Source organism: Providencia vermicola, assembly GCF_010748935.1.
Taxonomy (GTDB): Bacteria; Pseudomonadota; Gammaproteobacteria; order Enterobacterales; family Enterobacteriaceae; genus Providencia; species Providencia zhejiangensis.
In genome coordinates this window covers 609270-632587 of record NZ_CP048796.1, presented here as the reverse complement: position 1 = coordinate 632587, position 23318 = coordinate 609270, and the positions used below count along the sequence as shown (strand labels likewise).

General features: G+C 43.2%; 17 protein-coding genes, 2 tRNA genes and 3 rRNA genes. 4 read left to right on the top strand and 18 right to left on the bottom strand.

Translation table 11 applies throughout. The features are described 5' to 3' along the window. Positions 1 to 668 precede the first annotated feature (668 nt). Positions 669 to 866 (top strand): hypothetical protein, encoded by a 198-nt coding sequence (locus G3341_RS02710; protein WP_163860651.1) that lies wholly within the window; start codon positions 669 to 671, stop codon positions 864 to 866. Positions 867 to 872: 6 nt separating this feature from the next. Here G3341_RS02710 and rrf read toward each other — a convergent pair. The 9 genes from rrf to pepQ all read right to left on the bottom strand — a co-directional run bounded on the left by rrf (position 873) and on the right by pepQ (position 10762). After that, positions 873 to 988: ribosomal RNA gene (gene rrf / locus G3341_RS02705) — 5S ribosomal RNA — on the bottom strand. A 119-nt stretch (positions 989 to 1107) separates the two neighbouring features. Further along, a 23S ribosomal RNA gene (locus G3341_RS02700) occupies positions 1108 to 4013 on the bottom strand. 324 nt (positions 4014 to 4337) lie between these two features. Next, positions 4338 to 4413, bottom strand: a tRNA-Ala gene (locus tag G3341_RS02695). 132 nt (positions 4414 to 4545) lie between these two features. Further along, positions 4546 to 4622, bottom strand: a tRNA-Ile gene (locus tag G3341_RS02690). 65 nt (positions 4623 to 4687) lie between these two features. After that, positions 4688 to 6227: ribosomal RNA gene (locus G3341_RS02685) — 16S ribosomal RNA — on the bottom strand. The 16S, 23S and 5S rRNA genes sit together here with 2 tRNA genes alongside, the layout of an rRNA operon. A gap of 565 nt (positions 6228 to 6792) precedes the next feature. Beyond that, positions 6793 to 7317: a menaquinone-dependent protoporphyrinogen IX dehydrogenase gene (hemG, locus tag G3341_RS02680; RefSeq protein WP_154624680.1), complete on the bottom strand. Its 525-nt coding sequence runs from the start codon at positions 7315 to 7317 to the stop codon at positions 6793 to 6795. 17 nt (positions 7318 to 7334) lie between these two features. Continuing rightward, positions 7335 to 8786 (bottom strand): Trk system potassium transporter TrkH, encoded by a 1452-nt coding sequence (gene trkH, locus G3341_RS02675; protein WP_163860650.1) that lies wholly within the window; start codon positions 8784 to 8786, stop codon positions 7335 to 7337. A gap of 15 nt (positions 8787 to 8801) precedes the next feature. Beyond that, a complete protein-coding gene (locus G3341_RS02670; protein ID WP_154624678.1) occupies positions 8802 to 9428 on the bottom strand; it encodes an IMPACT family protein in 627 nt (208 codons plus the stop codon). After that, positions 9428 to 10762, bottom strand: coding sequence for a Xaa-Pro dipeptidase (pepQ, locus tag G3341_RS02665; protein WP_163860649.1), 1335 nt, complete (start codon positions 10760 to 10762; stop codon positions 9428 to 9430). Before pepQ ends, G3341_RS02670 begins: the two co-directional genes overlap by 1 nt. 258 nt (positions 10763 to 11020) lie before the next feature. Here pepQ and fadB point away from each other — a divergent pair, with 258 nt between their 5' ends. Both fadB and fadA read left to right on the top strand, forming a co-directional pair. Further along, positions 11021 to 13213 carry a fatty acid oxidation complex subunit alpha FadB gene (fadB, locus tag G3341_RS02660; protein WP_154624676.1) on the top strand — a complete coding sequence of 731 codons (2193 nt, stop codon included), beginning with the start codon at positions 11021 to 11023 and terminating at the stop codon, positions 13211 to 13213. A gap of 4 nt (positions 13214 to 13217) precedes the next feature. Beyond that, positions 13218 to 14384: an acetyl-CoA C-acyltransferase FadA gene (gene fadA, locus G3341_RS02655; RefSeq protein ID WP_154624675.1), complete on the top strand. Its 1167-nt coding sequence runs from the start codon at positions 13218 to 13220 to the stop codon at positions 14382 to 14384. Between the two features lie 385 nt (positions 14385 to 14769). Here fadA and fre read toward each other — a convergent pair whose 3' ends face one another. The 3 genes from fre to pepE form a co-directional block, all read right to left on the bottom strand. Beyond that, positions 14770 to 15471: an NAD(P)H-flavin reductase gene (gene fre, locus G3341_RS02650; protein WP_154624674.1), complete on the bottom strand. Its 702-nt coding sequence runs from the start codon at positions 15469 to 15471 to the stop codon at positions 14770 to 14772. A gap of 10 nt (positions 15472 to 15481) precedes the next feature. Beyond that, on the bottom strand, positions 15482 to 16954 hold the full coding sequence (ubiD, locus tag G3341_RS02645; protein ID WP_163860648.1) for a 4-hydroxy-3-polyprenylbenzoate decarboxylase: 1473 nt from the start codon (positions 16952 to 16954) through the stop codon (positions 15482 to 15484). Positions 16955 to 17068: 114 nt separating this feature from the next. Beyond that, the gene (gene pepE, locus G3341_RS02640; protein WP_154624672.1) at positions 17069 to 17794 is read right to left on the bottom strand and encodes a dipeptidase PepE; all 726 of its coding nucleotides are present in this window, start codon (positions 17792 to 17794) and stop codon (positions 17069 to 17071) included. A 166-nt stretch (positions 17795 to 17960) separates the two neighbouring features. On the opposite strand from pepE, the gene rfaH reads away from it, so the two are divergent. After that, entirely contained in the window at positions 17961 to 18455 is a 495-nt protein-coding gene (rfaH, locus tag G3341_RS02635; RefSeq protein ID WP_154624671.1) for a transcription/translation regulatory transformer protein RfaH, read from the top strand. A gap of 53 nt (positions 18456 to 18508) precedes the next feature. On the opposite strand, the gene tatC is transcribed toward rfaH, so the two are convergent. The 6 genes from tatC to ubiE all read right to left on the bottom strand — a co-directional run bounded on the left by tatC (position 18509) and on the right by ubiE (position 23270). Next, positions 18509 to 19285: a Sec-independent protein translocase subunit TatC gene (tatC, locus tag G3341_RS02630; RefSeq protein WP_163860647.1), complete on the bottom strand. Its 777-nt coding sequence runs from the start codon at positions 19283 to 19285 to the stop codon at positions 18509 to 18511. 3 nt (positions 19286 to 19288) lie between these two features. Then, positions 19289 to 19831 (bottom strand): Sec-independent protein translocase protein TatB, encoded by a 543-nt coding sequence (tatB, locus tag G3341_RS02625; RefSeq protein WP_163860646.1) that lies wholly within the window; start codon positions 19829 to 19831, stop codon positions 19289 to 19291. A 3-nt stretch (positions 19832 to 19834) separates the two neighbouring features. Next, positions 19835 to 20125, bottom strand: a complete 291-nt coding sequence (gene tatA / locus G3341_RS02620) for a twin-arginine translocase TatA/TatE family subunit (RefSeq protein ID WP_154624669.1) — start codon at positions 20123 to 20125, stop codon at positions 19835 to 19837. Between the two features lie 113 nt (positions 20126 to 20238). Next, positions 20239 to 21873, bottom strand: coding sequence for a ubiquinone biosynthesis regulatory protein kinase UbiB (gene ubiB / locus G3341_RS02615; protein WP_154624668.1), 1635 nt, complete (start codon positions 21871 to 21873; stop codon positions 20239 to 20241). After that, positions 21860 to 22513 (bottom strand): ubiquinone biosynthesis accessory factor UbiJ, encoded by a 654-nt coding sequence (locus G3341_RS02610; RefSeq protein ID WP_154624667.1) that lies wholly within the window; start codon positions 22511 to 22513, stop codon positions 21860 to 21862. Before G3341_RS02610 ends, ubiB begins: the two co-directional genes overlap by 14 nt. A gap of 1 nt (position 22514) precedes the next feature. After that, positions 22515 to 23270, bottom strand: a complete 756-nt coding sequence (gene ubiE, locus G3341_RS02605; protein ID WP_154624666.1) for a bifunctional demethylmenaquinone methyltransferase/2-methoxy-6-polyprenyl-1,4-benzoquinol methylase UbiE — start codon at positions 23268 to 23270, stop codon at positions 22515 to 22517. Positions 23271 to 23318: the final 48 nt, after the last annotated feature.

Genomic DNA, 23318 nt, shown 5'->3' with positions numbered 1-23318 from the left:
AAAGATGGCAGGAAGGAGTGAGACTCGATGCTGTAGCGAATGATAAATAGCAATTCAATAGCAGTAAAATGTAAGCGGCCAATCATCACACATGCAACTCTACACCTATATCTCGTATGCGAACCAGCACTCATAAAGGATGCGTGACTCGTTTATCGCTAACCGATATAGCAAGTAGGAATGGCATAAGATCAATAAACTGAATGATTTTTACTTTATGAGTTGATTTTATTGATATTATTAGTTGTCGTATTTTAATAAAAGATGAAGAAAAAAACGCTTTAAACGACTGATTCATTCTTTAAATTAATTAATTTTCAAAAATTTAATTGTTAAAGTGTTAAAACTTACTTATAGATCGCTAAATTATTATCGATACTCAATAAATATTCGTCTCCTTCTATTATGGTCAGAATAATAAAAAACCATCCTTAACAAGAATGAGCTAAAGGTCGTCAATGACCTCTACCGCTATTTGACTCTCCCCTAACAGCCTCTGAGGCCAGAGCTTATAAGCTAGCGAGTTATTTACCTATAAGTTGATGAGATGGATATCGAGTACTCAGTATGATAAAGCGATCTAAACCATTATGTTCCATTATGTTATTTAGATACCGATTGCGATTCATAAAAATAAACACCAGTCATCCTATAAAATGGTCTCAACCATGAAAATAAGTCGAATAGTGAGCCATTCCTTTATCTCTACTCAATGTATTGGCCATCAATATGCGGTTCGCTGGTGCAGGATTGGTGAGGAAGTGCCGTGGATGGGGTTGGTGGTGACAGTAAGGCAGAAGGATGATAAAACGGTATCACATCCCCCAAACGCAAAAAAGCCACCCATCGGGTGGCTTTCTCACTAATTTGATGTCTGGCAGTTCCCTACTCTCACATGGGGAGACCCCACACTACCATCGGCGCTACGGCGTTTCACTGCTGAGTTCGGCATGGGGTCAGGTGGGACCACCGCGCTATTGCCGCCAGACAAATTCGGTTTTCGTTCCCGTCGGCTTACACCAACCAGAACAGCAATCTTGAACAAGCTAATTTCTCGCACTCTGCGTGCGCTTCACAACGTTCTCTCTAAAACACCTTCGGTGTTGTCAGGTTAAGCCTCACGGTTCATTAGTACTGGTTAGCTCAACGTATCGCTACGCTTACACACCCAGCCTATCAACGTCTTAGTCTTAAACGTTCCTTTAGGACCCTTAAAGAGTCAGGGAAGACTCATCTCAAGGCAAGTTTCCCGCTTAGATGCTTTCAGCGGTTATCTCTTCCGCACTTAGCTACCGGGCAGTGCCATTGGCATGACAACCCGAACACCAGTGGTGCGTCCACTCCGGTCCTCTCGTACTAGGAGCAGCCCCTTTCAATCTTCCAACGCCCACGGCAGATAGGGACCGAACTGTCTCACGACGTTCTAAACCCAGCTCGCGTACCACTTTAAATGGCGAACAGCCATACCCTTGGGACCTACTTCAGCCCCAGGATGTGATGAGCCGACATCGAGGTGCCAAACACCGCCGTCGATATGAACTCTTGGGCGGTATCAGCCTGTTATCCCCGGAGTACCTTTTATCCGTTGAGCGATGGCCCTTCCATTCAGAACCACCGGATCACTAAGACCTACTTTCGTACCTGCTCGAGCCGTCACTCTCGCAGTCAAGCTGGCTTATGCCTTTGCACTAACCGCATGATGTCCGACCATGCTTAGCCAACCTTCGTGCTCCTCCGTTACTCTTTGGGAGGAGACCGCCCCAGTCAAACTACCCACCAGACACTGTCCGCACCCCAGATGATGGGGCCACGTTAGAACATCAAACATTAAAGGGTGGTATTTCAAGGTTGGCTCCATGCAGACTGGCGTCCACACTTCAAAGCCTCCCACCTATCCTACACATCAAGGCTCAATGTTCAGTGTCAAGCTATAGTAAAGGTTCACGGGGTCTTTCCGTCTTGCCGCGGGTACACTGCATCTTCACAGCGAGTTCAATTTCACTGAGTCTCGGGTGGAGACAGCCTGGCCATCATTACGCCATTCGTGCAGGTCGGAACTTACCCGACAAGGAATTTCGCTACCTTAGGACCGTTATAGTTACGGCCGCCGTTTACTGGGGCTTCGATCAAGAGCTTCTCCTTACGGATAACCCCATCAATTAACCTTCCAGCACCGGGCAGGCGTCACACCGTATACGTCCACTTTCGTGTTTGCACAGTGCTGTGTTTTTAATAAACAGTTGCAGCCAGCTGGTATCTGCGACTGGCTTCAGCTCCATCCGCGAGGGACTTCACCTAGCGCCAGCGTGCCTTCTCCCGAAGTTACGGCACCATTTTGCCTAGTTCCTTCACCCGAGTTCTCTCAAGCGCCTGAGTATTCTCTACCTGACCACCTGTGTCGGTTTGGGGTACGATTAATGATAATCTAGAGCTTAGAGGCTTTTCCTGGAAGCGGGGCATGAGCTACTTCGCCACCGTAGTGACTCGTCATCAGACCTCAGCATGTAGTGAACCGGATTTGCCTAATTCACCTGCCTACATCCTTAAACCGGGACAACCGTCGCCCGGCCAGCCTAGCCTTCTCCGTCCCCCCATCGCAATTATCACCAGTACAGGAATATTAACCTGTTTCCCATCGACTACGCATTTCTGCCTCGCCTTAGGGGTCGACTCACCCTGCCCCGATTAACGTTGGACAGGAACCCTTGGTCTTCCGGCGTGCGGGTTTTTCACCCGCATTATCGTTACTTATGTCAGCATTCGCACTTCTGATACCTCCAGCATGCCTCGCAGCACACCTTCACAGGCTTACAGAACGCTCCCCTACCCAACAACATTTACATGTCGCTGCCGCAGCTTCGGTGCATGGTTTAGCCCCGTTACATCTTCCGCGCAGGCCGACTCGACCAGTGAGCTATTACGCTTTCTTTAAATGATGGCTGCTTCTAAGCCAACATCCTGGCTGTCTGAGCCTTCCCACTTCGTTTCCCACTTAACCATGACTTTGGGACCTTAGCTGGCGGTCTGGGTTGTTTCCCTCTTCACGACGAACGTTAGCACCCGCCGTGTGTCTCCCGTGATAACATTCTTCGGTATTCGTAGTTTGCATCGGGTTGGTAAGTCGGGATGACCCCCTAGCCGAAACAGTGCTCTACCCCCGAAGATGAGTTCACGAGGCGCTACCTAAATAGCTTTCGGGGAGAACCAGCTATCTCCCGGTTTGATTGGCCTTTCACCCCCAGCCACAAGTCATCCGCTAATTTTTCAACATTAGTCGGTTCGGTCCTCCAGTTAGTGTTACCCAACCTTCAACCTGCCCATGGCTAGATCACCGGGTTTCGGGTCTATACCCTGCAACTTAATCGCCCAGTTAAGACTCGGTTTCCCTACGGCTCCCCTATACGGTTAACCTTGCTACAGAATATAAGTCGCTGACCCATTATACAAAAGGTACGCAGTCACACCTAAAAGGTGCTCCCACTGCTTGTACGTACACGGTTTCAGGTTCTATTTCACTCCCCTCGCCGGGGTTCTTTTCGCCTTTCCCTCACGGTACTGGTTCACTATCGGTCAATCAGGAGTATTTAGCCTTGGAGGATGGTCCCCCCATATTCAGACAGGATAACACGTGTCCCGCCCTACTCGTCGAGTTCACAACACCAACACCTTCGGATACGGGGCTATCACCCTTTACTGCCGGACTTTCCAGACCGTTCTCCTGATGCTGATGCTGATTAAGACTCTGGGCTGCTCCCCGTTCGCTCGCCGCTACTAGGGGAATCTCGGTTGATTTCTTTTCCTCGAGGTACTGAGATGTTTCAGTTCCCTCGGTTCGCCTCGTTTGACTATGGATTCATCAAACGATAGTGCAACGAATTGCACTGGGTTTCCCCATTCGGACATCGTCGGCTATAGCGGTTCATATCACCTTACCGACGCTTTTCGCAGATTAGCACGTCCTTCATCGCCTCTGATTGCCTAGGCATCCACCGTGTACGCTTAGTCGCTTAACCTCACAACCCGAAATTGTTTCAACGATCACCTAACTGTCATGGCTGTGCGTGGTGAAATTCTTTGTTGCGCGGTGCTCGTCATGCTCACGTACCGATGTACGCTGCGCTGACTGCGCTCCTACGCCGTGAATTTCACACTGCTCGCTCATGCCACTCGTTTGAATGACCGAAAATTTCAGGTTTGAAATTTTGAGAGACTCTCACATTGTTTAAGCGATAAACAATGTGCGTTGTTTCAATTTTCAGCTTGTTCCAGATTGTTAAAGAGCATAATTATTCGCAATAGACTATAACTAATCTATTCTGAATAATTCAAAAGTATTATGGTGGAGCTAAGCGGGATCGAACCGCTGACCTCCTGCGTGCAAGGCAGGCGCTCTCCCAGCTGAGCTATAGCCCCATAACAGGTTTAACAGTATCGTCTTTTCTTTAATCAAGAAATTAAAAGCCAAATCGAATTTAGACAAGGCATAACTTGGCGACGTTTACGCGGGTAAACGAGCTAAGTTATAACGCAGTATTAATTCGATTTTGGTAGGCCTGAGTGGACTTGAACCACCGACCTCACCCTTATCAGGGGTGCGCTCTAACCACCTGAGCTACAAGCCTATTGATACCGTTGACTCTATTTCATCAGACAATCTGTGTGAACACTTCACAAAACACTTCAATGGTAAGGAGGTGATCCAACCGCAGGTTCCCCTACGGTTACCTTGTTACGACTTCACCCCAGTCATGGATCACAAAGTGGTAAGCGCCCTCCCGAAGGTTAAGCTACCTACTTCTTTTGCAACCCACTCCCATGGTGTGACGGGCGGTGTGTACAAGGCCCGGGAACGTATTCACCGTAGCATTCTGATCTACGATTACTAGCGATTCCGACTTCATGGAGTCGAGTTGCAGACTCCAATCCGGACTACGACGTACTTTATGAGTTCCGCTTGCTCTCGCGAGGTCGCTTCTCTTTGTATACGCCATTGTAGCACGTGTGTAGCCCTACTCGTAAGGGCCATGATGACTTGACGTCATCCCCACCTTCCTCCGGTTTATCACCGGCAGTCTCCTTTGAGTTCCCGACCGAATCGCTGGCAACAAAGGATAAGGGTTGCGCTCGTTGCGGGACTTAACCCAACATTTCACAACACGAGCTGACGACAGCCATGCAGCACCTGTCTCAGAGTTCCCGAAGGCACCAAAGCATCTCTGCTAAGTTCTCTGGATGTCAAGAGTAGGTAAGGTTCTTCGCGTTGCATCGAATTAAACCACATGCTCCACCGCTTGTGCGGGCCCCCGTCAATTCATTTGAGTTTTAACCTTGCGGCCGTACTCCCCAGGCGGTCGATTTAACGCGTTAGCTCCGGAAGCCACGCCTCAAGGGCACAACCTCCAAATCGACATCGTTTACAGCGTGGACTACCAGGGTATCTAATCCTGTTTGCTCCCCACGCTTTCGCACCTGAGCGTCAGTCTTTGTCCAGGGGGCCGCCTTCGCCACCGGTATTCCTCCACATCTCTACGCATTTCACCGCTACACATGGAATTCTACCCCCCTCTACAAGACTCTAGCTGACCAGTCTTAGATGCCATTCCCAGGTTAAGCCCGGGGATTTCACATCTAACTTAATCAACCGCCTGCGTGCGCTTTACGCCCAGTAATTCCGATTAACGCTTGCACCCTCCGTATTACCGCGGCTGCTGGCACGGAGTTAGCCGGTGCTTCTTCTGTCGGTAACGTCAATCGTTGATGATATTAGCATCAACGCCTTCCTCCCGACTGAAAGTACTTTACAACCCTAGGGCCTTCTTCATACACGCGGCATGGCTGCATCAGGCTTGCGCCCATTGTGCAATATTCCCCACTGCTGCCTCCCGTAGGAGTCTGGGCCGTGTCTCAGTCCCAGTGTGGCTGATCATCCTCTCAGACCAGCTAGGGATCGTCGCCTAGGTGAGCCATTACCCCACCTACTAGCTAATCCCATATGGGTTCATCCGATAGCGCAAGGCCCGAAGGTCCCCTGCTTTGCTCCTTAGAGATTATGCGGTATTAGCCACCGTTTCCAGTAGTTATCCCCCTCTATCGGGCAGATCCCCATACATTACTCACCCGTCCGCCGCTCGTCAGCGGGAAGCAAGCTTCCCCTGTTACCGCTCGACTTGCATGTGTTAGGCCTGCCGCCAGCGTTCAATCTGAGCCATGATCAAACTCTTCAATTAAAAGTAGTCTGATGCTCAAAGAATTAAACTGTTTATCAATTCGCTTCTGTTCGGCTAACATTGTCGGCTTCGCTCCGCTTTCCTCGCCGTACCTCAGTACTGTCTCGGAAATGCTCACTCGCCTTCGCGTTATCCTTCCACAATCGAATTGCACATTGTTAGTTCATATATGAATTAACGTGTTAGTCACTCTTCAAGACTTAAAATCAAATATTTTTTTGATAGTGTCCTGTGAGTGCCCACACAGATTGTCTGATAAATTGTTAAAGAGCGTTGCGACTTTATCTTTCGATATTAACCGTTTAGGTTGTTGTCGCGAGGTGTCGTATACTACGTTTTTCTGTCAGAAAGTCAAGTGATTATTTTCAACTTTTTCTCTCTTTTTCACCTCAGTCATCACGAGGGTTTCTTTTTCAACTTGACCACCGAAGCGGTTTGTCGTGACAACGGATGCGCATTATAGGGAGTCAGAAAATTCTAGCAAGTGTTTTTTAAACTTTTTATTTCAACCGATGAAACATTAGACAAATCGCTTAAAATCATCACTTATTGCTAAAAATATGTACTACAAGCGTTCAAATTCTTGAGTAAATTGACTGACCTTTTCCCAATCTGTGTATTCGATCTCTGTATTGGGGTCAGTAGGGCCATCGGTCATCTTCATAATAAAGCGAATCATTGTCTTATCAAACCAGCCATACTTGGGATACATCAAAGCGCCAGCAAATACAGATTTTAATGTCGGCTTCCAAAGACTTTTCTCTAAAAACTTACGCGTATAGGCATTTGTCTCTGGGGTATCTTTTCCTTCTTTTCTTGCGGTGAGGTTTACACCAAAGAAAGCCGTTTTCATCACATTCAATTGCTGTTGATGCATATTAACAAACCGTACAAGTGATTTGTTAAAATGGCCATAGCGAATAGATGCCCCAACCAACACCTTCTCATAGGACGCTATATTGATATTCTTTTCAGTATTTAAATCACGAATATCACATTGATGCCCTAAGCTTCTTAATTGTTCAGCTATTTTTAAAACAATTTTTTTCGTTTGCCCATCAGTACTTGAATGCAAAAGTAAATAACTCATTCTTAATCCTAATATGGCTAATCACGCCAAAATGTTGGTGTGAATAACACTAATAATGTAAAGACTTCAAGACGACCAAATAACATGGTCACAACTAGTATCCACTTCCCAGTGGGGTTCATTGAGGTAAAGTTATCTGCAACGGTTCCAAGTCCGGGCCCTAAGTTATTTAACGTTGTTGCTATAGCAGAAAAAGCAGAAAACTCATCAACACCCGTCGCGATTAACAGAAGTAGACTCACTACAAATACCAATGCATAAGCAGAAAAGAATCCCCAAACAGCTTCAATGATCCTCTCAGGTAATGCTCTTTGGCCTAATTTTATGGTATAAACCGCATTAGGATGGACCAACCTTTTTAACTCTCGGGAACCTTGCAAAAACAGTAATAAAATACGGATAACTTTTAACCCCCCCCCCGTCGATCCAGCACAGCCACCCACAAATGCCGCACATAATAGAAGCATGGGTAAAAATAAAGGCCATCCTGCAAAGCTATCAGTTGTAAAGCCTGCCGTTGTAGCCATTGAGACGACTTGGAAAAAAGCTTGATCAAGTGTCTGTCCGAAAGAACCATAGACTGAATGATAGAGTAAAACCAATGTACAAATAATAACGAGCACTAACTGAAAGCTAATAAATGTTTTAAATTCAGGATCACGCCAATAGATCCCTAAGCTACGTCCAGTTAATACCGCAAAATGTAAACCGAAATTACAACCCGATATCAGCAAGAAAATTGCAATAATGGTATTGATAGCAGGACTATTAAAATAGCCGACACTTGCATCATGAGTTGAGAAGCCGCCAATCGCTATTGTTGAAAAACTATGGGAAATCGCATCAAAAACATCCATTCCAGCGATCCACAGTGCGATAGCACAAATAATGGTCAGTAAGACATAAATCAGCCAAAGTGTTTTCGCGGTTTCCGCAATACGAGGACGCATCTTATTATCTTTCAGTGGCCCCGGCATTTCAGCTCGATAAAGCTGCATTCCCCCAACCCCCAATAATGGGAGAATAGCCACAGCGAGTACAATGATCCCCATGCCGCCAAGCCATTGTAACATTTGTCGATAAAATAAAATCGCTTTAGGCAGCGTATCTAAGCCTGTTAACGTTGTTGCACCCGTTGTCGTTAATCCAGAAAAAGACTCAAAGAAAGCATCCGTTATTGAGAGATTTGGCTTCTCAGAGAAAATAAAGGGTAATGCCCCTACGCTACCAAGAACTGTCCAAAATAATACTACGATTAAGAAACCTTCTTTTGCTTTAAGTTCATGTTTGCTATTACGGGTAGGGATCCACAAAAGCAGACCGATCACTAAAGCCGCAACAAAAGTTTGACTAAATGCTCGTCCAGCGCCATCACGATAAATTAACGCAACAATACCAGGAACAACCATGGTAAAAGAGAAAATAATGACGAGTAGCCCGACAATACGGGTTATTGCACGAAAATGCATTCGGCAGGTTCCTTGCTAACCAATTAACGATTCAGATTCCGGTATAAGCTCTAAAGCTCCGCGACTCATATCGCGTAATTTATCATTGACTTCGTGTTCTAAGGTAGCAGGAATTGCAATTCGCAAGAAAACTGTTTCATTGTATTCGCTATGCACAATCATACCATTCACTTGCGCAACCAACTGCTCGACCGTATTAATAAATGAATAATCACAAACGAGATGAAAAAATTTTTGGGGTACTTTCGTCTGTGTTGGTAATAACTTAAGTGCCTGTTGAGCTCCGTTACCGTAAGCTTTAACTAACCCCCCTGTGCCTAACTTAATCCCACCAAAATAACGCACAACGACGCAAGTAACCTCACCTAAATGACTTCCAAGTAATTGTGCCATTATTGGCTTTCCTGCCGTACCAGTCGGCTCGCCATCGTCAGAAAAACCAAGCTGCTGGGAGTCATCGGGACGCCCAGCAACAAATGCCCAGCAATGGTGCCGAGCATCTGGGTATTGTGCTTTAATCGATTGAATATAATCTTTCGCAGCATCAATACCATCGGTATGTGCAAGATAGGTAATAAAACGGCTTTTCTTAATTTCTTCTGTATAAGAAATAGATTCAGCCGGTATTAAATAAGCTTTCATTACGGTAATTGCAAATCTCGCGTCATATTTTCAACTCGATTATGGTGAATGATAATGTTGTCTTCAATACGAATACCACCATATGGCTTGAATTGTTCAATCTTTTCCCAATTAAAATATTGATTAAACTCGCTAGAACGCCAAGATGATAACAAGGATTCAATAAAATATAAGCCTGGCTCAATGGTTACGACCATTCTCGGTTCAAGTACACGAGTGCAACGCAAGAATGGGTACATTTTCGGTGCGGCAAGTAATGTTCCCTCTTCATCTTGCATAAAGCCAGCAGCATCATGGACTTGTAGCCCTAAAGGATGACCTAAGCCATGAGGTAAAAATGGCGTAGTGAGCCCTTTTTCCACCATAACTTCTTCACTTACCCCTTTAATTATTGAGTGTTTTTTCAATAACTTGGCAATTCTATGATGCATATCGACATGATAATCCGTATAACGAACACCCGCTTTAATCGTGTCGATGAGTGATAACTGCTCTTTATTTAAATCAGCAACGAGTGCAGCGAAGTCACTTTTGCCTTTTGCTGCATAAGTGCGTGTGATATCTGCGGCATAGCCATTATATTCTGCACCCGCGTCGATCAAAAAGCTTCTAATCTCACTCGGCGCTTGTTGCTGTAATTTGGTGTAATGCAATACAGCCGCATTTTCATTCAGCGCAACAATATTACCGTAAGGAACATCGGTATCACGATGGCCTGTCGCCTGTAAGTAGCTAATATTGATATCAAACTCACTCATACCCGCTTGAAAAGCTTCAAATGCCGATAAATGACCGTTTACCGCCATTTTCTGAGCTTCACGCATGCAGTACATCTCATAATCCGTTTTATATGAGCGGTGAAAATGGTAAAAATCAATAACAGGTTTTGGGTTAATGTTTTGTAAGCGAATACCTAATGATTCTGCTCTTTCTTTAGCAGAACCAATATATGCCATATTATCCTTAGAAAGATTCGCTAAAAATTGGCTAATATCGTCAGCATTTTTTAAATGAATAAGTTCAACTTCTTTTGTCCAGAAACTATTCGGTAGCGGTTCAACACTGTGCCAATAATCAACAGGTGAATAAAACCATAATTTAGGTTTATTTACGCCATCAACTAATAACCACGAATGTGGGACATCCGTTACAGGTACCCATGCTTTAAAGTGAGGATTGACTTTAAAGGGGTAATCACTGTCATCAAGGAAGATACGTAGAGGTTCACCAGAATGAATCAGTATGGCGTCTAGCTTGCTGCGCTGTAAGACTTGCTGAGTTGTTGTTTGCAAAGTTTTAATATGTTCAGCGTAGAGTGCAGTCAGTTTTTCCATTTCATTCAACCTTTCAGCTTTATTTAGAAAATGAAAGCTTAGCACGTTCTTTAATTTACTGGTATGCAGTCTAAACAGAAAACCCTTTAATTAATTGATTGGTAAATAAAATACTATTTTCATCAACTTGTATTCCTACTGTTTGCTGTGATCAACATTCCACTTTTGTTATTGATTATTTGCATTTTATTAACATTCTAGTCACACTCAATTCTATCTGGTCGTACCAGATGATAAAATCATCATAAGGAGAGCGGCATGCTTTATCAAAGTGAAACAATCTATGTTCAATGGTTGAAAACAGGTATTGCAGAACTCGTTTTTAACTCAGCCGAGCCAATAAATAAGTTAGATACTCATACCGTTGCTTCACTTGATGAAGCAGTTGCTACTCTTGAACAGCAAACAGAACTCTTGGGTGTTATTTTAAGATCTGACAAACCGGCTTTTATCGTTGGTGCTGATATCAAAGAATTTCTTTCTCTTTTTGAAGCACCAGCAGAAATGTTAAGTGAATGGCTAAGCTACGCAAATCGCATTTTTAATCGTATAGAAGATTTGCCTGTTCCTACTGTGAGTGCCATTAATGGCTACGCGTTAGGTGGCGGCTGTGAATGTATTCTTTCCACCGACTTACGAATTGCCTCTCCAGATGCTCGCGTAGGTTTACCTGAAACTAAGTTAGGTATTATGCCTGGCTTTGGTGGGTCAGTCCGTTTGCCTAGACTCATTGGCTTAGATAGCGCTCTCGAAATTATTACCGCAGGTAAAGATGTCAGTGCAGCCGAAGCGTTAAAAATGGGATTAGTGGATGCGGTTGTTGAAACAGAAAAACTCCCTCAAGCTGCATTAGAATTGATTGAGTCAGCTATTTCTGGGGCGATTAATTGGCAGCAACGACGTCAACCGAAATTACAACCATTGCAACTTAGTCCTATTGAGCAAACAATGAGCTTTAATGTTGCGAAAGGAATGGTTTATAAGGTTGCGGGAAAACATTACCCAGCCCCAATGGCAGCAGTCAATACTATTGAAAAAGCCGCTAATTGTTCTCGTGATGAAGCGCTAAAACATGAAATGGCCGCTTTTGTTCCCCTTGCACACAGTGACGTCGCTCGTTCATTAGTCAGTATTTTCTTAAATGACCAACAAGTTAAGTCTACTAGCAAACGACTTTCTCGCCATGTAGAAGCCCCTAAACATGCAGCCGTACTCGGCGCGGGTATTATGGGTGGCGGGATCGCCTACCAATCAGCCAGCAAAGGTGTATCTGTGCTGATGAAAGATATTAATGAAAAATCGTTAGATTTAGGCATTGAAGAAGCCCATAAATTATTAAATGCTCAGTTTGAAAGAGGCAAAATCAACGCTTCAAAAATGGCGAAAACTCTCGCATCCATTCACCCTTCTCTCTCCTACTCGGGCATTGAAAATGCACAAGTGGTCGTCGAAGCGGTTATTGAGAATCCTAAAATTAAAGCGGCTGTTCTCTCTGAAGTTGAGGCATTAGTTAGCCCTGAAACAATCTTAGCATCCAATACCTCTACTATTCCGATTACTGAACTAGCCAAATCACTGAAGAAACCTGAAAATTTCTGTGGAATGCACTTCTTTAACCCTGTGCACCGCATGCCATTGGTTGAAATTATTCGCGGTGAAAAAACGACCGATGAGACCATCGCTAAAGTTGTTGCCTACGCAAATAAAATGGGTAAAACCCCCATCGTCGTTAATGATTGCCCAGGGTTCTTTGTCAATAGGGTTCTTTTTCCTTATTTTGCAGGTTTTAACTTGCTATTACAGGATGGTGCCGACTTCAGAGAAATCGATAAAGTCATGGAAAAAGAATTTGGCTGGCCTATGGGCCCCGCTTATCTACTTGATGTTGTTGGGATCGATACCGCTTTTCACGCAGAACAGGTAATGGCTTTAGGTTTCCCTGAGCGTATGAGCAAGACCAATAAGAATGCCATCGATGTGATGTTTGAAGCACAACGCTTTGGGCAAAAAAATGGCAAAGGTTTTTATCAATACGAAAAAGATAAAAAAGGAAAACCGAAAAAGGTCGATGACCCAGCGACTGATGCGTTATTAGCGTCAATTAGTAAAGGAAAACGTTCATTTACTAAAGAAGAGATCATCGCACGTATGATGATCCCAATGATCAATGAAGTCGTTCGTTGCCTAGAAGAAGGTATTATTCAAAGCCCAGCGGATGCTGACATTGCACTCGTTTATGGTCTTGGTTTCCCTCCTTTCCGTGGAGGCGCATTCCGCTATTTAGATACAGTGGGTACACAATCCTATGCTAAAACAGCTGAAACATATGCTCAATTAAGCCCACTGTATCAAATTCCTGAGGGTCTCAAAGAAAAATCACAGACCAATTCCAGTTATTATGCGCTGCCACCTGTAGTGGCAATTGATGTTAAAAAAGTTGCGAGAGGCTAATAGTATGGAAAATGTCGTTATTATCGATGGAATACGTACACCTATGGGGCGTTCAAAAGGCGGTGTATTTCGCCATGTCCGAGCGGAAGACCTCTCAGCACATTTAATGAATGTAATTTTTGAACGCAATCCTAACGCAAGCAAGAAAGACCTCGATGACATTATTTGGGGATGCGTACAGCAAACCCTTGAACAAGGTTTTAATATTGCGAAAAATGCTGCGTTACTGACTGATATTCCACACACCGTTCCAGCGGTCACTGTCAACCGTTTATGTGGTTCATCCATGCAAGCTTTGCATGATGCAAGCCGATTGATAATGACGGGTGATGCGCACTCGGTATTAATCGGCGGTGTTGAACATATGGGCCATGTTCCAATGACACATGGTATTGATTTCAACCCTAAATTAACACTACGAGTCGCAAAAGCAGCAGGCGCTATGGGTTTAACCGCAGAAATGCTGGCAAAAATGTATAAAATTAGTCGCGAAGAACAAGATGCATTTGCGCTCAGGTCACATCAACGGGCAACAGAAGCAACGAGAAACGGGCAGTTTAAGCAAGAAATAGCCCCTATTGCTGGGCATGATAGCAATGGCAATCTCTTTGCCGTGAATTACGACGAGGTCATTCGTTTTGATGCCAATCTTGAAAGCTTAGCGTCATTACGTCCCGTCTTTGATCCTGTCAGCGGTACTGTAACTGCGGGTAACTCATCGGCACTTTCGGATGGTGCATCAGCGATGTTAATCACTAGCGAAAGTTATGCGCATAAACAAGGGCTGAAGCCGAGGGCTAGAGTTCGCGCCATGGCTGTAGTCGGCTGTGATCCATCTATCATGGGCTTTGGGCCTGTTCCTGCAACAGAATTAGCGCTTAAGCGGGCTGGATTATCACTAGCCGATATGGATGTGATTGAGTTAAATGAAGCGTTTGCAGCTCAATCAATTGCCTGCCTAAAAGGGCTGAAACTACCTGAAAATCAAATTGATGAAAAAGTTAACCTTAATGGAGGTGCTATTGCACTAGGCCATCCTTTAGGATGCTCAGGAGCAAGAATAACAACCGCATTACTCAATCAATTAGAGCAAAAAGACAAACAATTTGGTCTAGCAACAATGTGTATAGGCTTTGGTCAGGGAATCGCAACCATCATAGAGCGTATATAACGTTTATACCCAAAATAGTTTGAATGGTAGTTTGCCAATAATAAAAGTGCGCTCAGAAAATTTATTTTATTACGTATTCTGAGCCACATTGCCAAGGCATATACCAATTGAAGTATCAAGGGTATACCGCTAGTTGCCGTCGTGTTGTTGTATGTTGTCAACATTCCCGCCTAGTCAGGGGCGGGCTTTTTATTTTGTGAAGCAATACGCTAAAGACAATTAGCCAATCAATGATATTGTTCCGCTGTCACTACAACCATTGCGAAAAGAGCATCGTAGAATAAAAATCATTAATAAACACAATGAAAAAGCCTCAGTGGCATAATAAATTTCAATAGACGCCACATTCAGTCTCAATATATTCGAAACGAAGCCATTGCGTGTTTTAAATAAACTCGTAAGCATCACCGAACAGTTGCTCAGGTTTTGCATTACGCTCGGCACAAAAGCGTTCTCTAGCGATTTTTGCCATTTCAAAACGCCCTGCGATATAGATGTCATAAGAAGACAAATCGCCAAAGTCTTCTAAGACCGCGCTTAATACCGTTCCTGATCGTCCTCGCCATAACTCATCAGGCTGTTCTACGATGGGCACAATTTTTAAATTCGAGTAACGTTCACTCAGCGCCTGAAGCTCACCTAAATCATAAAGATGTTCTAATTGGCGCCCTCCCCAATAGAAAGTAATGTCTCGAGAAGGGTTCTCCATCAACGCAGCCAGTAATATTGAATGCGTGTATGAGAAACCGGTTCCCCCCGCGACTAAAATCATGGGGTTTTGGCTATTTTCTCTAAACCAAGCTTTACCGTGTGGGATATCAATATCAATGCGGCGTTGGTCTAAAATTCTATCCATCACCGCCATGGCATAAAGATTAATCTCCGAAGCCCCAATATGAAGTTCAATTGTTTCGTTATTCGCGGGTGTAGAAGCCATGGAAAATGGGCGCTTATCACGTTCGTCCATTACCACCATAAGATACTGGCCCGCTTTAAAATGAAAAGGACCATCCGGCAACAAAATAACCCGATATACAGTATCAGTTATGGACTCAACAGATGTGACTTTGCAGCTCAAAGTTGCCATGGATCCCCTCTTATTTTTCAAAAATATTCAATTGTTCCCAAATATCATCTATACGCGACTTCACTTTTTCATCCATTACTATTGGTCTGCCCCACTCCCTGTTTGTTTCCCCAGGCCATTTATTGGTGGCATCTAGCCCCATTTTCGAGCCCAAACCTGACACTGGTGAAGCAAAATCAAGATAGTCAATCGGTGTATTTTCCATCATAACAGTATCACGGGCAGGATCCATACGCGTGGTTATCGCCCAGATCACATCTTTCCAGTCACGCGCATTGATATCATCATCACAAACAATGACAAATTTTGTGTACATAAATTGGCGAAGATAAGACCAAACCCCCATCATGACGCGTTTTGCATGACCTGCGTATTGTTTCTTCATGGTGACAACCGCGAGGCGATACGAGCAACCTTCAGGAGGCAAATAAAAATCAACAATTTCTGGGAATTGCTTTTGCAAAATAGGCACTAAAACTTCATTTAGTGCTTCACCAAGTACGGCTGGCTCATCAGGTGGTCTGCCTGTATAGGTGGAATGATAAATGGCATTGCGACGCTGTGTAATATGAGTCACTGTAAATACAGGGAAACTATCGATTTCATTATAATAACCGGTGTGATCCCCATAAGGTCCTTCGGGGGCAAGCTCTCCCGGCTCAATATACCCTTCTAAGATAATCTCAGCCCCAGCGGGCACCTCAAGGTCATTAGAAATACATTTAACAACCTCTGTTTTATTACCGCGCAATAATCCTGCAAAGGCATATTCAGATAATGTATCCGGAACGGGTGTCACTGCCCCCAAGATAGTTGCAGGATCTGCTCCTAGTGCAACCGCCACGGGGAACTTTTCCCCCGGATGCTGTTGGCACCACTCTTGGTAATCAAGAGCGCCACCACGGTGTGAAAGCCAGCGCATAATGACTTTATTTTTACCTAACACTTGCTGGCGATAGATACCTAAGTTTTGGCGTTCTTTATTCGGACCTCTCGTGACGGTTAATCCCCACGTAATGAGTGGCGCTGCATCCTCAGGCCAACAATGCATCACAGGAATTTTAGTCAGATCGACATCATCACCAGTCCAAATTTGCTCTTGGCAAGGTGCTGAGCTTAGCCGTTTCGCCGGCATATTCAATACTTGTTTAAATTTAGGTAATTTATCGAATAAATCACGGAATCCCTTCGGGGGATCTGGCTCTTTCAGGAAAGCAAGCAACTTACCCACATCATGTAAGGCTTTGATATCTTCTTGCCCCATCCCCATGGCAACGCGTTTAGTCGTACCAAACAGATTGCATAAGACAGGCATATTATACCCTTTGGGGTTTTCAAATAATAATGCCGGGCCCCCTGCTCTAAGCGTGCGATCGGCTATTTCCGTCATTTCGAGGTAAGGATCGACTTCCATCGTAATACGTTTTAATTCGCCTTGCTTTTCAAGCTGGGCAATGAAGTCTCTTAGGTCACGGTATTTCATTGTCATCTTTTACTATTACAGAGGGAGTCTCATTATAAGACGTCCGGCAAAGGTTACAAGTTACCCATAAAAACTATTTGTAATCAATATGTTTATCTCTAAAAACTGATTACTTTACTGACAAACAAATGGAACCAGTGATTTTAATGATAAAGTATCAAACTGTTCAGGAAATACCTGATTGTGCTTAAATAATTTAAAACCATCACCTTTTCCACTGAAATACTCCAGTGTATTCCCCTTAATTTGTAACCCACTACCTTCCCTTAGCGCAACAACGACTTCATGTGGATTGATCACACAAAATTCTTGCAATCTTTCATCGCGAGTTTCCCCCATATGACCAGAGATATGCGCATCAATATAATGAGGATTTATTTGCAATGGAAATAGCCCCAAAGATGGCATAATTGCCGCATTACTCACTGGCATATCATTGGTTGTACGAATACTTGGTGTCGCGACATTACAACCTGCACTCCAACCAATATATGGCACATCACGTTCTCTCACCGCACGCTGAATAGCCACAATAAGCCCATTTTCATGCAGACATTTATTTAACCACCAAGTATTACCCCCGCTAACAAGAATACATTCAGCTTGTTCAATTGCTTCTACAGGACTAGAGAAATGCTCTATCGAGGTGACTTTGATCCCTAAAGATTCACTTAGCTGTTCCGCACGTTCATCATGCGAACCGCGTAATATTGCATAAGGCACTAATACTGCTGACTTAATATTTTTACGGGCAATCATTTCGTGAATACGAGGTAATGCGTAGCTTAGCCATACTGGATTATTAGGAAGCTTACCATTACTTAATAAAAATATTTCCATGCTGTCTCCTAGATAACGAGTTGTTATACTATGGTTAACTCTCTTGAGTAAGTTTAAGTTAATATATGTTTCTGATTCTGAATGATATTCTTACTTAATGGATTAGTCACATTTTTATGTGTTAATTTGTTATGATGAGCATAATTTTGTCGCGTGGGTTAGAAAAATGGAAAAGTGGTATTTGCTATATTGTAAACGAGGGCAAATTGATAGGGCCATAGAGCACTTGAATAGGCAAAGTGTCATTTGCATGACCCCGATGACAGAGATAGAAAAAGTGGTTAGAGGAAAACGGGTGACAGTACAAGAAGCTCTATTCCCTAACTACCTATTTGTGAAATTTGATCATAATGACATCCATACGACAACAATCCAATCAACACGAGGTGTAAGTCATTTTGTGCGTTTTGGGCAACTACCTGCCGTTGTACCCGATGAAATTATAGAGCTCTTGCAACAGGCTCCACTGTCTCATCTTGTCGCCCCTGAAACACCAGTGCATGGTGATAATGTTTTAATTACAGAAGGTATTTTTTCCGGTATACAAGCTATCTATGATGAGCCAAATGGTGAGTCGCGATCCATCTTATTGCTGAATATTTTAAATAAAAATGTATCTAAAGTGCTTGATAACTCTCAATTTAAAAAATTACCTCAATAGAAATAAAAAGGCCCACATCGAGTGGGCTTTTTTGTTAATTCAATAGTCATGAACTAAGAATCTTCTTTTTCTTCGTTTTCTTCGTTTTCTTCTTCATCCGCCTTCCGTCGACCTTTACCTACATAAAAGTTAGATAAAAGTACCCCCAACTCAAAAAGTAAGTACATCGGAACGGCAAGTAAAGTCTGAGAGAGAACGTCTGGTGGCGTTAGGAACATCCCAACAATAAATGCACCAACTAAAATATATGGGCGTTTACGTTTTAATGATTCCGGCGTTGTCACTCCCGTCCAGCATAAGAGAATAATGGCTATAGGCACCTCAAATGCGGCACCAAATGCCATAAATAGCGTCATAACAAAACTGAGATATTTGCTAATATCCGGAATAAAATTAACGCTATCGGGTGTCGTTTTCACAAAGAAGCCGAATGCTAATGGGAAAACCACAAAATAAGCAAATGCCATTCCTAAATAGAAAAGGAAGCTGCTCGAAACCAACAAAGGCAGCATTAATCTACGTTCGTGCTTATATAACGCAGGTGCTATAAACGCCCAAATTTGATACAGAATGACCGGTATTGATACAAATATCGATACCATCATTGTCAGTTTAATTGGGGTAAAGAATGTAGATGCCACATCTGTTGCACTCATTTGAGAACCAACAGGGAGCTTATCAATCAAAGGGGCGGCAACTAACCGATAAATGTCATTTGAGAAGTAAGCCAAAGCAGCGAAAACAATCAAAACCGTAATCAAACAGTTTAGCAGCCGCTTCCTGAGTTCAATGAGGTGGCTAATAAGTGGTTGTGTATCATTTACAGCCATGTTCTATTTTTCGCTTTCAGTCTGATTAGGATTTTTTTTCGTTGTCGATGCAGTTTGTTGAGCGTCGTCGCTTTGCGCTGATAACGTTACTGGCTCTTCAACCACTTCTGCCATTTTTGCTGCATGTTCAGGATCAGGGTCTGACTCTTGAGTTTTTGAAGCATTGTTTTGAGCATCTTTAACTGCACTATCATAGTTGTCAGTTAATTCTTTCGCTTTTTGCAATTCGCTTTCAACACCCTCTGTCGTCGCTTGATAACCTGATTTTAATGATTGTGCTGCTTGGCGAAGCTCATCCATAGATTGTTTTAGCTCAGGAGAAAGCGTTTCCATACCAGCTTTCTCCTCAACTTTTTTCAAGGTCTCTTGCAATTCTTGCAATTTGAGTTCTTGTGACAATTCATTTTGCACATTAGCGGCTAAAGAGCGCATAGCACGGATCCAACCAGCAACAGTTCTCACTGCCACTGGTAGACGCTCAGGGCCTAATACGACAAGACCAATAACTGCAACAAGCAGCAGTTCACTGAAACCTATGTCAAACACGGTTTAACCCTGCTCTTTATTTTTGCTCTCAACTGGGCTGTCTTTCTTCTCAGCAGCCTGTTGCTCTGTAATATTTTTAGGTGCAAAATCAGCATCTTGTTTTTCTTGCTCTTCTTTTGCAGCCTTTGCAGCTTCATCATCGTTCATTGCTTTTTTAAAGCCTTTCAATGATTCACCTAAGTCAGATCCCAGAGAGCGCAGCTTTTTGGTTCCGAAAATTAAAATAATAAGTAGAGCAATAATAATAAGTTGCCAAGGGCTACCAAAAGCGGCCATTGAAATAGTTGATTCCATTGTTTATACCTCTGTAAAAGTGGGATCAATAGTTATTTATCCCATTATATACAACCTGCTCTCAATACGGAAATATTCACAGGCTTATAAACTTGTCGCAAAACAAGGTTTACTTAATTTTTTCCTGATTTATACCAACCTATAACCCATGACAACGCACCAATAGTCATAAATGCTGTCGCCATTGAGGTTGACTCAAAAATAAAGAATAAACTACCGCAAAGAATCAGTGTTGCCCCCATTCCTAATAGGTACTGAGACTTACGCTGTTTGCTACGTTGTTCCTTTAATTGATCAGTAAGTTGTTCAATATTCGATTGTAGGAATTTATGTTGACGTAAAGCGCCATAAATTAAATCAGGAATTTCAGGCATTTTTTCTGCCCAATAAGGTGCCTTTTCTTTTAAAGCTTGAGTAATAGCTGGAATACCAACTTGGCTATGTATCCAATCTTCTAAAAATGGCTTCGCCGTCTTCCACAAATCAAGTTGGGGATAAAGCTGACGACCTAAACCTTCAACATAAAGTAAGGTTTTTTGTAGCAATACTAGCTGTGGTTGCACTTCCATATTGAAGCGACGAGCAGTATTAAATAGATTCAGCAGGACATGCCCAAACGAAATTTCAGCCAGTGGCTTTTCAAAGATTGGTTCGCACACCGTTCTGATAGCAAACTCAAAATCCTCAACGTTGGTATCAGCAGGTACCCAACCTGAATCGACATGTAACTCCGCCACCTTACGATAGTCGCGGTTAAAGAACGCAATAAAGTTTTCCGCTAAATAACGCTTATCTTCTTTATTTAATGACCCTACAATACCACAATCAATGCCAATATAAAGTGGATCTTCAGGGTGTTCATAACTCACAAAAATATTGCCTGGATGCATATCCGCATGGAAGAAACTGTCACGAAAAACTTGGGTAAAGAAGACTTTGACGCCTCTTTCAGCCAAGATTTTCATATTTGTTCCCTGAGCTTTTAAAGCCGAGATATCCGACACAGGGATTCCGTAGATGCGCTCCATGACCATCACATTTTCACGGCAATAATCCGCATAAACTTCAGGCACATACAACATAGAGCTATTTTCAAAGTTACGACGCAGCTGGATAGCATTGGCTGATTCACGTAAAAGATTCAGCTCATCGATTAACGTTTTTTCGTATTCACGCACGACTTCTTTAGGGCGTAAACGACGGCCGTCTGGTAACAAAGGCACCCAATTAGCGATGCGGTACATGAGTTTCACATCAGCTTTAATCACTGGCAAGATATCAGGACGAATGACTTTTAAAACAACCTCTTTGCCATTTTCTTTCAGCTTGGCAGTGTGGACTTGAGCGATTGACGCTGAGGCGAGGGCTTTTTCATCAAAATCATCAAACCATTGTTCTAATGGCCCACCTAATGATTCTTCAATGTAGCGACGCGCCAATTTACCGTCAAAGCTAGCGACTTTATCTTGTAGTAAAGAGAGTTGATCAGCAATTGTTGGAGGGAAAAGGTCTCGGCGAGTCGATAACATCTGACCAAATTTAATCCATACCGGCCCCAACTCTTGTAACGCTAAACGTAATCGCTCACCCACTTCTTTTTCTGGATGTTGATTCTTGATCCAAAAGAAACCAAAGCGACCGATCCGAAGGGGTAACGTGAGTTTAACTTTTGGGATTAATTCATCTAAACCATATGAGAGGAATACCCGAATAATAAAGTAAAGGCGTTTTATTTCACCGGGCGTCATTATGCTCCTCCAGCTGGCGTAACCGCATTTCTAGCTGATTTAAGGACTCAGCAACCTGCTCAACTTCATCACTAAAATAAGCCAGTTCTAGCGGATTTGGCGCCATTTTCCATTCTTCAAGCAATGTATCTTTTAGGTACGTTTTTTGTCGACATGCTAGATGTGAAACAAGTTTACTTCCCTTTTGAACGATTTGGCTAATCCCTTGCGCGGCAACATCGCCGAGATAAGGTGACAGATAATGGGCGGGGTCCCAAATGGCCATATCTAACAGCGACGACCAATGCTGAACAACCTGCATATCACCTTCAATAACAATTTCACCACTATTAATTAGCTGTGATAATTGCTGTTTATCCTTTAGTTTAATCAACGTAAACAGGGATGTTTTGATTGTACAATCAGCAGGTTCACACCATTGGCTTAACACATCAACATGGTTATCAGTAAAAATCAGCGTCAACGTTTGATTGAGCTCTTTTAAGTCGACCGACATGACTTTACCCGCTAAGCGTGCTCTAGCGGGTTTTAAGACCGATTCTTTAAATAACATATGATTCATACATGTTTCCATGAATGCCGTCATTAAAGAATATAATACGGTATTTTGGCTTTCTGACTGTGCTGACGTGGCTTCCATCTTAGAATTTAAACCCTTTATGCAATGCGACGATACCACCTGTCATATTGGTATAAGTAACCTGTTCAAAACCTGCATTTTCCATCATGGATTTCAGTGTTTCTTGGTCAGGATGCATACGAATAGATTCAGCGAGATAACGGTAGCTCTCAGGATCACCAACGACTGCTTGCCCAATACGTGGCAAAACATGGAATGAATACGCATCATAAGCTTTATTCAGTGGCTCAATAACAGGTTTAGAGAATTCAAGAACAAGCAAACGTCCACCTGGCTTTAACACTCGAAACATTGAGCGCAACGCTTTATCTTTGTCTGTAACATTACGCAGACCAAAAGAGATAGTGATACAATCAAAATAATTATCTGGGAACGGCAACTCCTCAGCATTAGCTTGAACATAGCTAACATTACCAACGATACCAAGGTCACGTAACTTTTCACGCCCCATTTTTAACATGGAATCATTGATATCAGCGAGAATCACTTCGCCTTTTTCACCGACAAGGCGAGAAAATTTAGCGGTTAAATCGCCGGTTCCACCCGCCAGATCTAGAACGCGTTGATTACGACGCACACCACTGGCTTCTATCGTAAAACGTTTCCAGACACGATGAATGCCAAACGACATTAAATCATTCATCAAATCATATTTTGATGCTACAGAATGAAAAACATTTGCTACTAGGCCAACTTTATCTTCTTTGCCTACTGTACGGAAACCAAAATCAATAGTTTCTTTTGTTGGTTCTGTCATTTCTATTATGCCTGTTTATAATTCAAACTTTTGTAGGAAGTGTAACAG

Coding starts and splice junctions, on each gene's coding strand:
- G3341_RS02710 (WP_163860651.1), top strand. CDS start 669: ATGAAAATAAGTCGAATAGTGAGCCATTCCTTTATCTCTACTCAATGT.
- hemG (WP_154624680.1), bottom strand. CDS start 7,317: ATGAGTTATTTACTTTTGCATTCAAGTACTGATGGGCAAACGAAAAAA.
- trkH (WP_163860650.1), bottom strand. CDS start 8,786: ATGCATTTTCGTGCAATAACCCGTATTGTCGGGCTACTCGTCATTATT.
- G3341_RS02670 (WP_154624678.1), bottom strand. CDS start 9,428: ATGAAAGCTTATTTAATACCGGCTGAATCTATTTCTTATACAGAAGAA.
- pepQ (WP_163860649.1), bottom strand. CDS start 10,762: ATGGAAAAACTGACTGCACTCTACGCTGAACATATTAAAACTTTGCAA.
- fadB (WP_154624676.1), top strand. CDS start 11,021: ATGCTTTATCAAAGTGAAACAATCTATGTTCAATGGTTGAAAACAGGT.
- fadA (WP_154624675.1), top strand. CDS start 13,218: ATGGAAAATGTCGTTATTATCGATGGAATACGTACACCTATGGGGCGT.
- fre (WP_154624674.1), bottom strand. CDS start 15,471: ATGGCAACTTTGAGCTGCAAAGTCACATCTGTTGAGTCCATAACTGAT.
- ubiD (WP_163860648.1), bottom strand. CDS start 16,954: ATGAAATACCGTGACCTAAGAGACTTCATTGCCCAGCTTGAAAAGCAA.
- pepE (WP_154624672.1), bottom strand. CDS start 17,794: ATGGAAATATTTTTATTAAGTAATGGTAAGCTTCCTAATAATCCAGTA.
- rfaH (WP_154624671.1), top strand. CDS start 17,961: ATGGAAAAGTGGTATTTGCTATATTGTAAACGAGGGCAAATTGATAGG.
- tatC (WP_163860647.1), bottom strand. CDS start 19,285: ATGGCTGTAAATGATACACAACCACTTATTAGCCACCTCATTGAACTC.
- tatA (WP_154624669.1), bottom strand. CDS start 20,125: ATGGAATCAACTATTTCAATGGCCGCTTTTGGTAGCCCTTGGCAACTT.
- ubiB (WP_154624668.1), bottom strand. CDS start 21,873: ATGACGCCCGGTGAAATAAAACGCCTTTACTTTATTATTCGGGTATTC.
- G3341_RS02610 (WP_154624667.1), bottom strand. CDS start 22,513: ATGGAAGCCACGTCAGCACAGTCAGAAAGCCAAAATACCGTATTATAT.
- ubiE (WP_154624666.1), bottom strand. CDS start 23,270: ATGACAGAACCAACAAAAGAAACTATTGATTTTGGTTTCCGTACAGTA.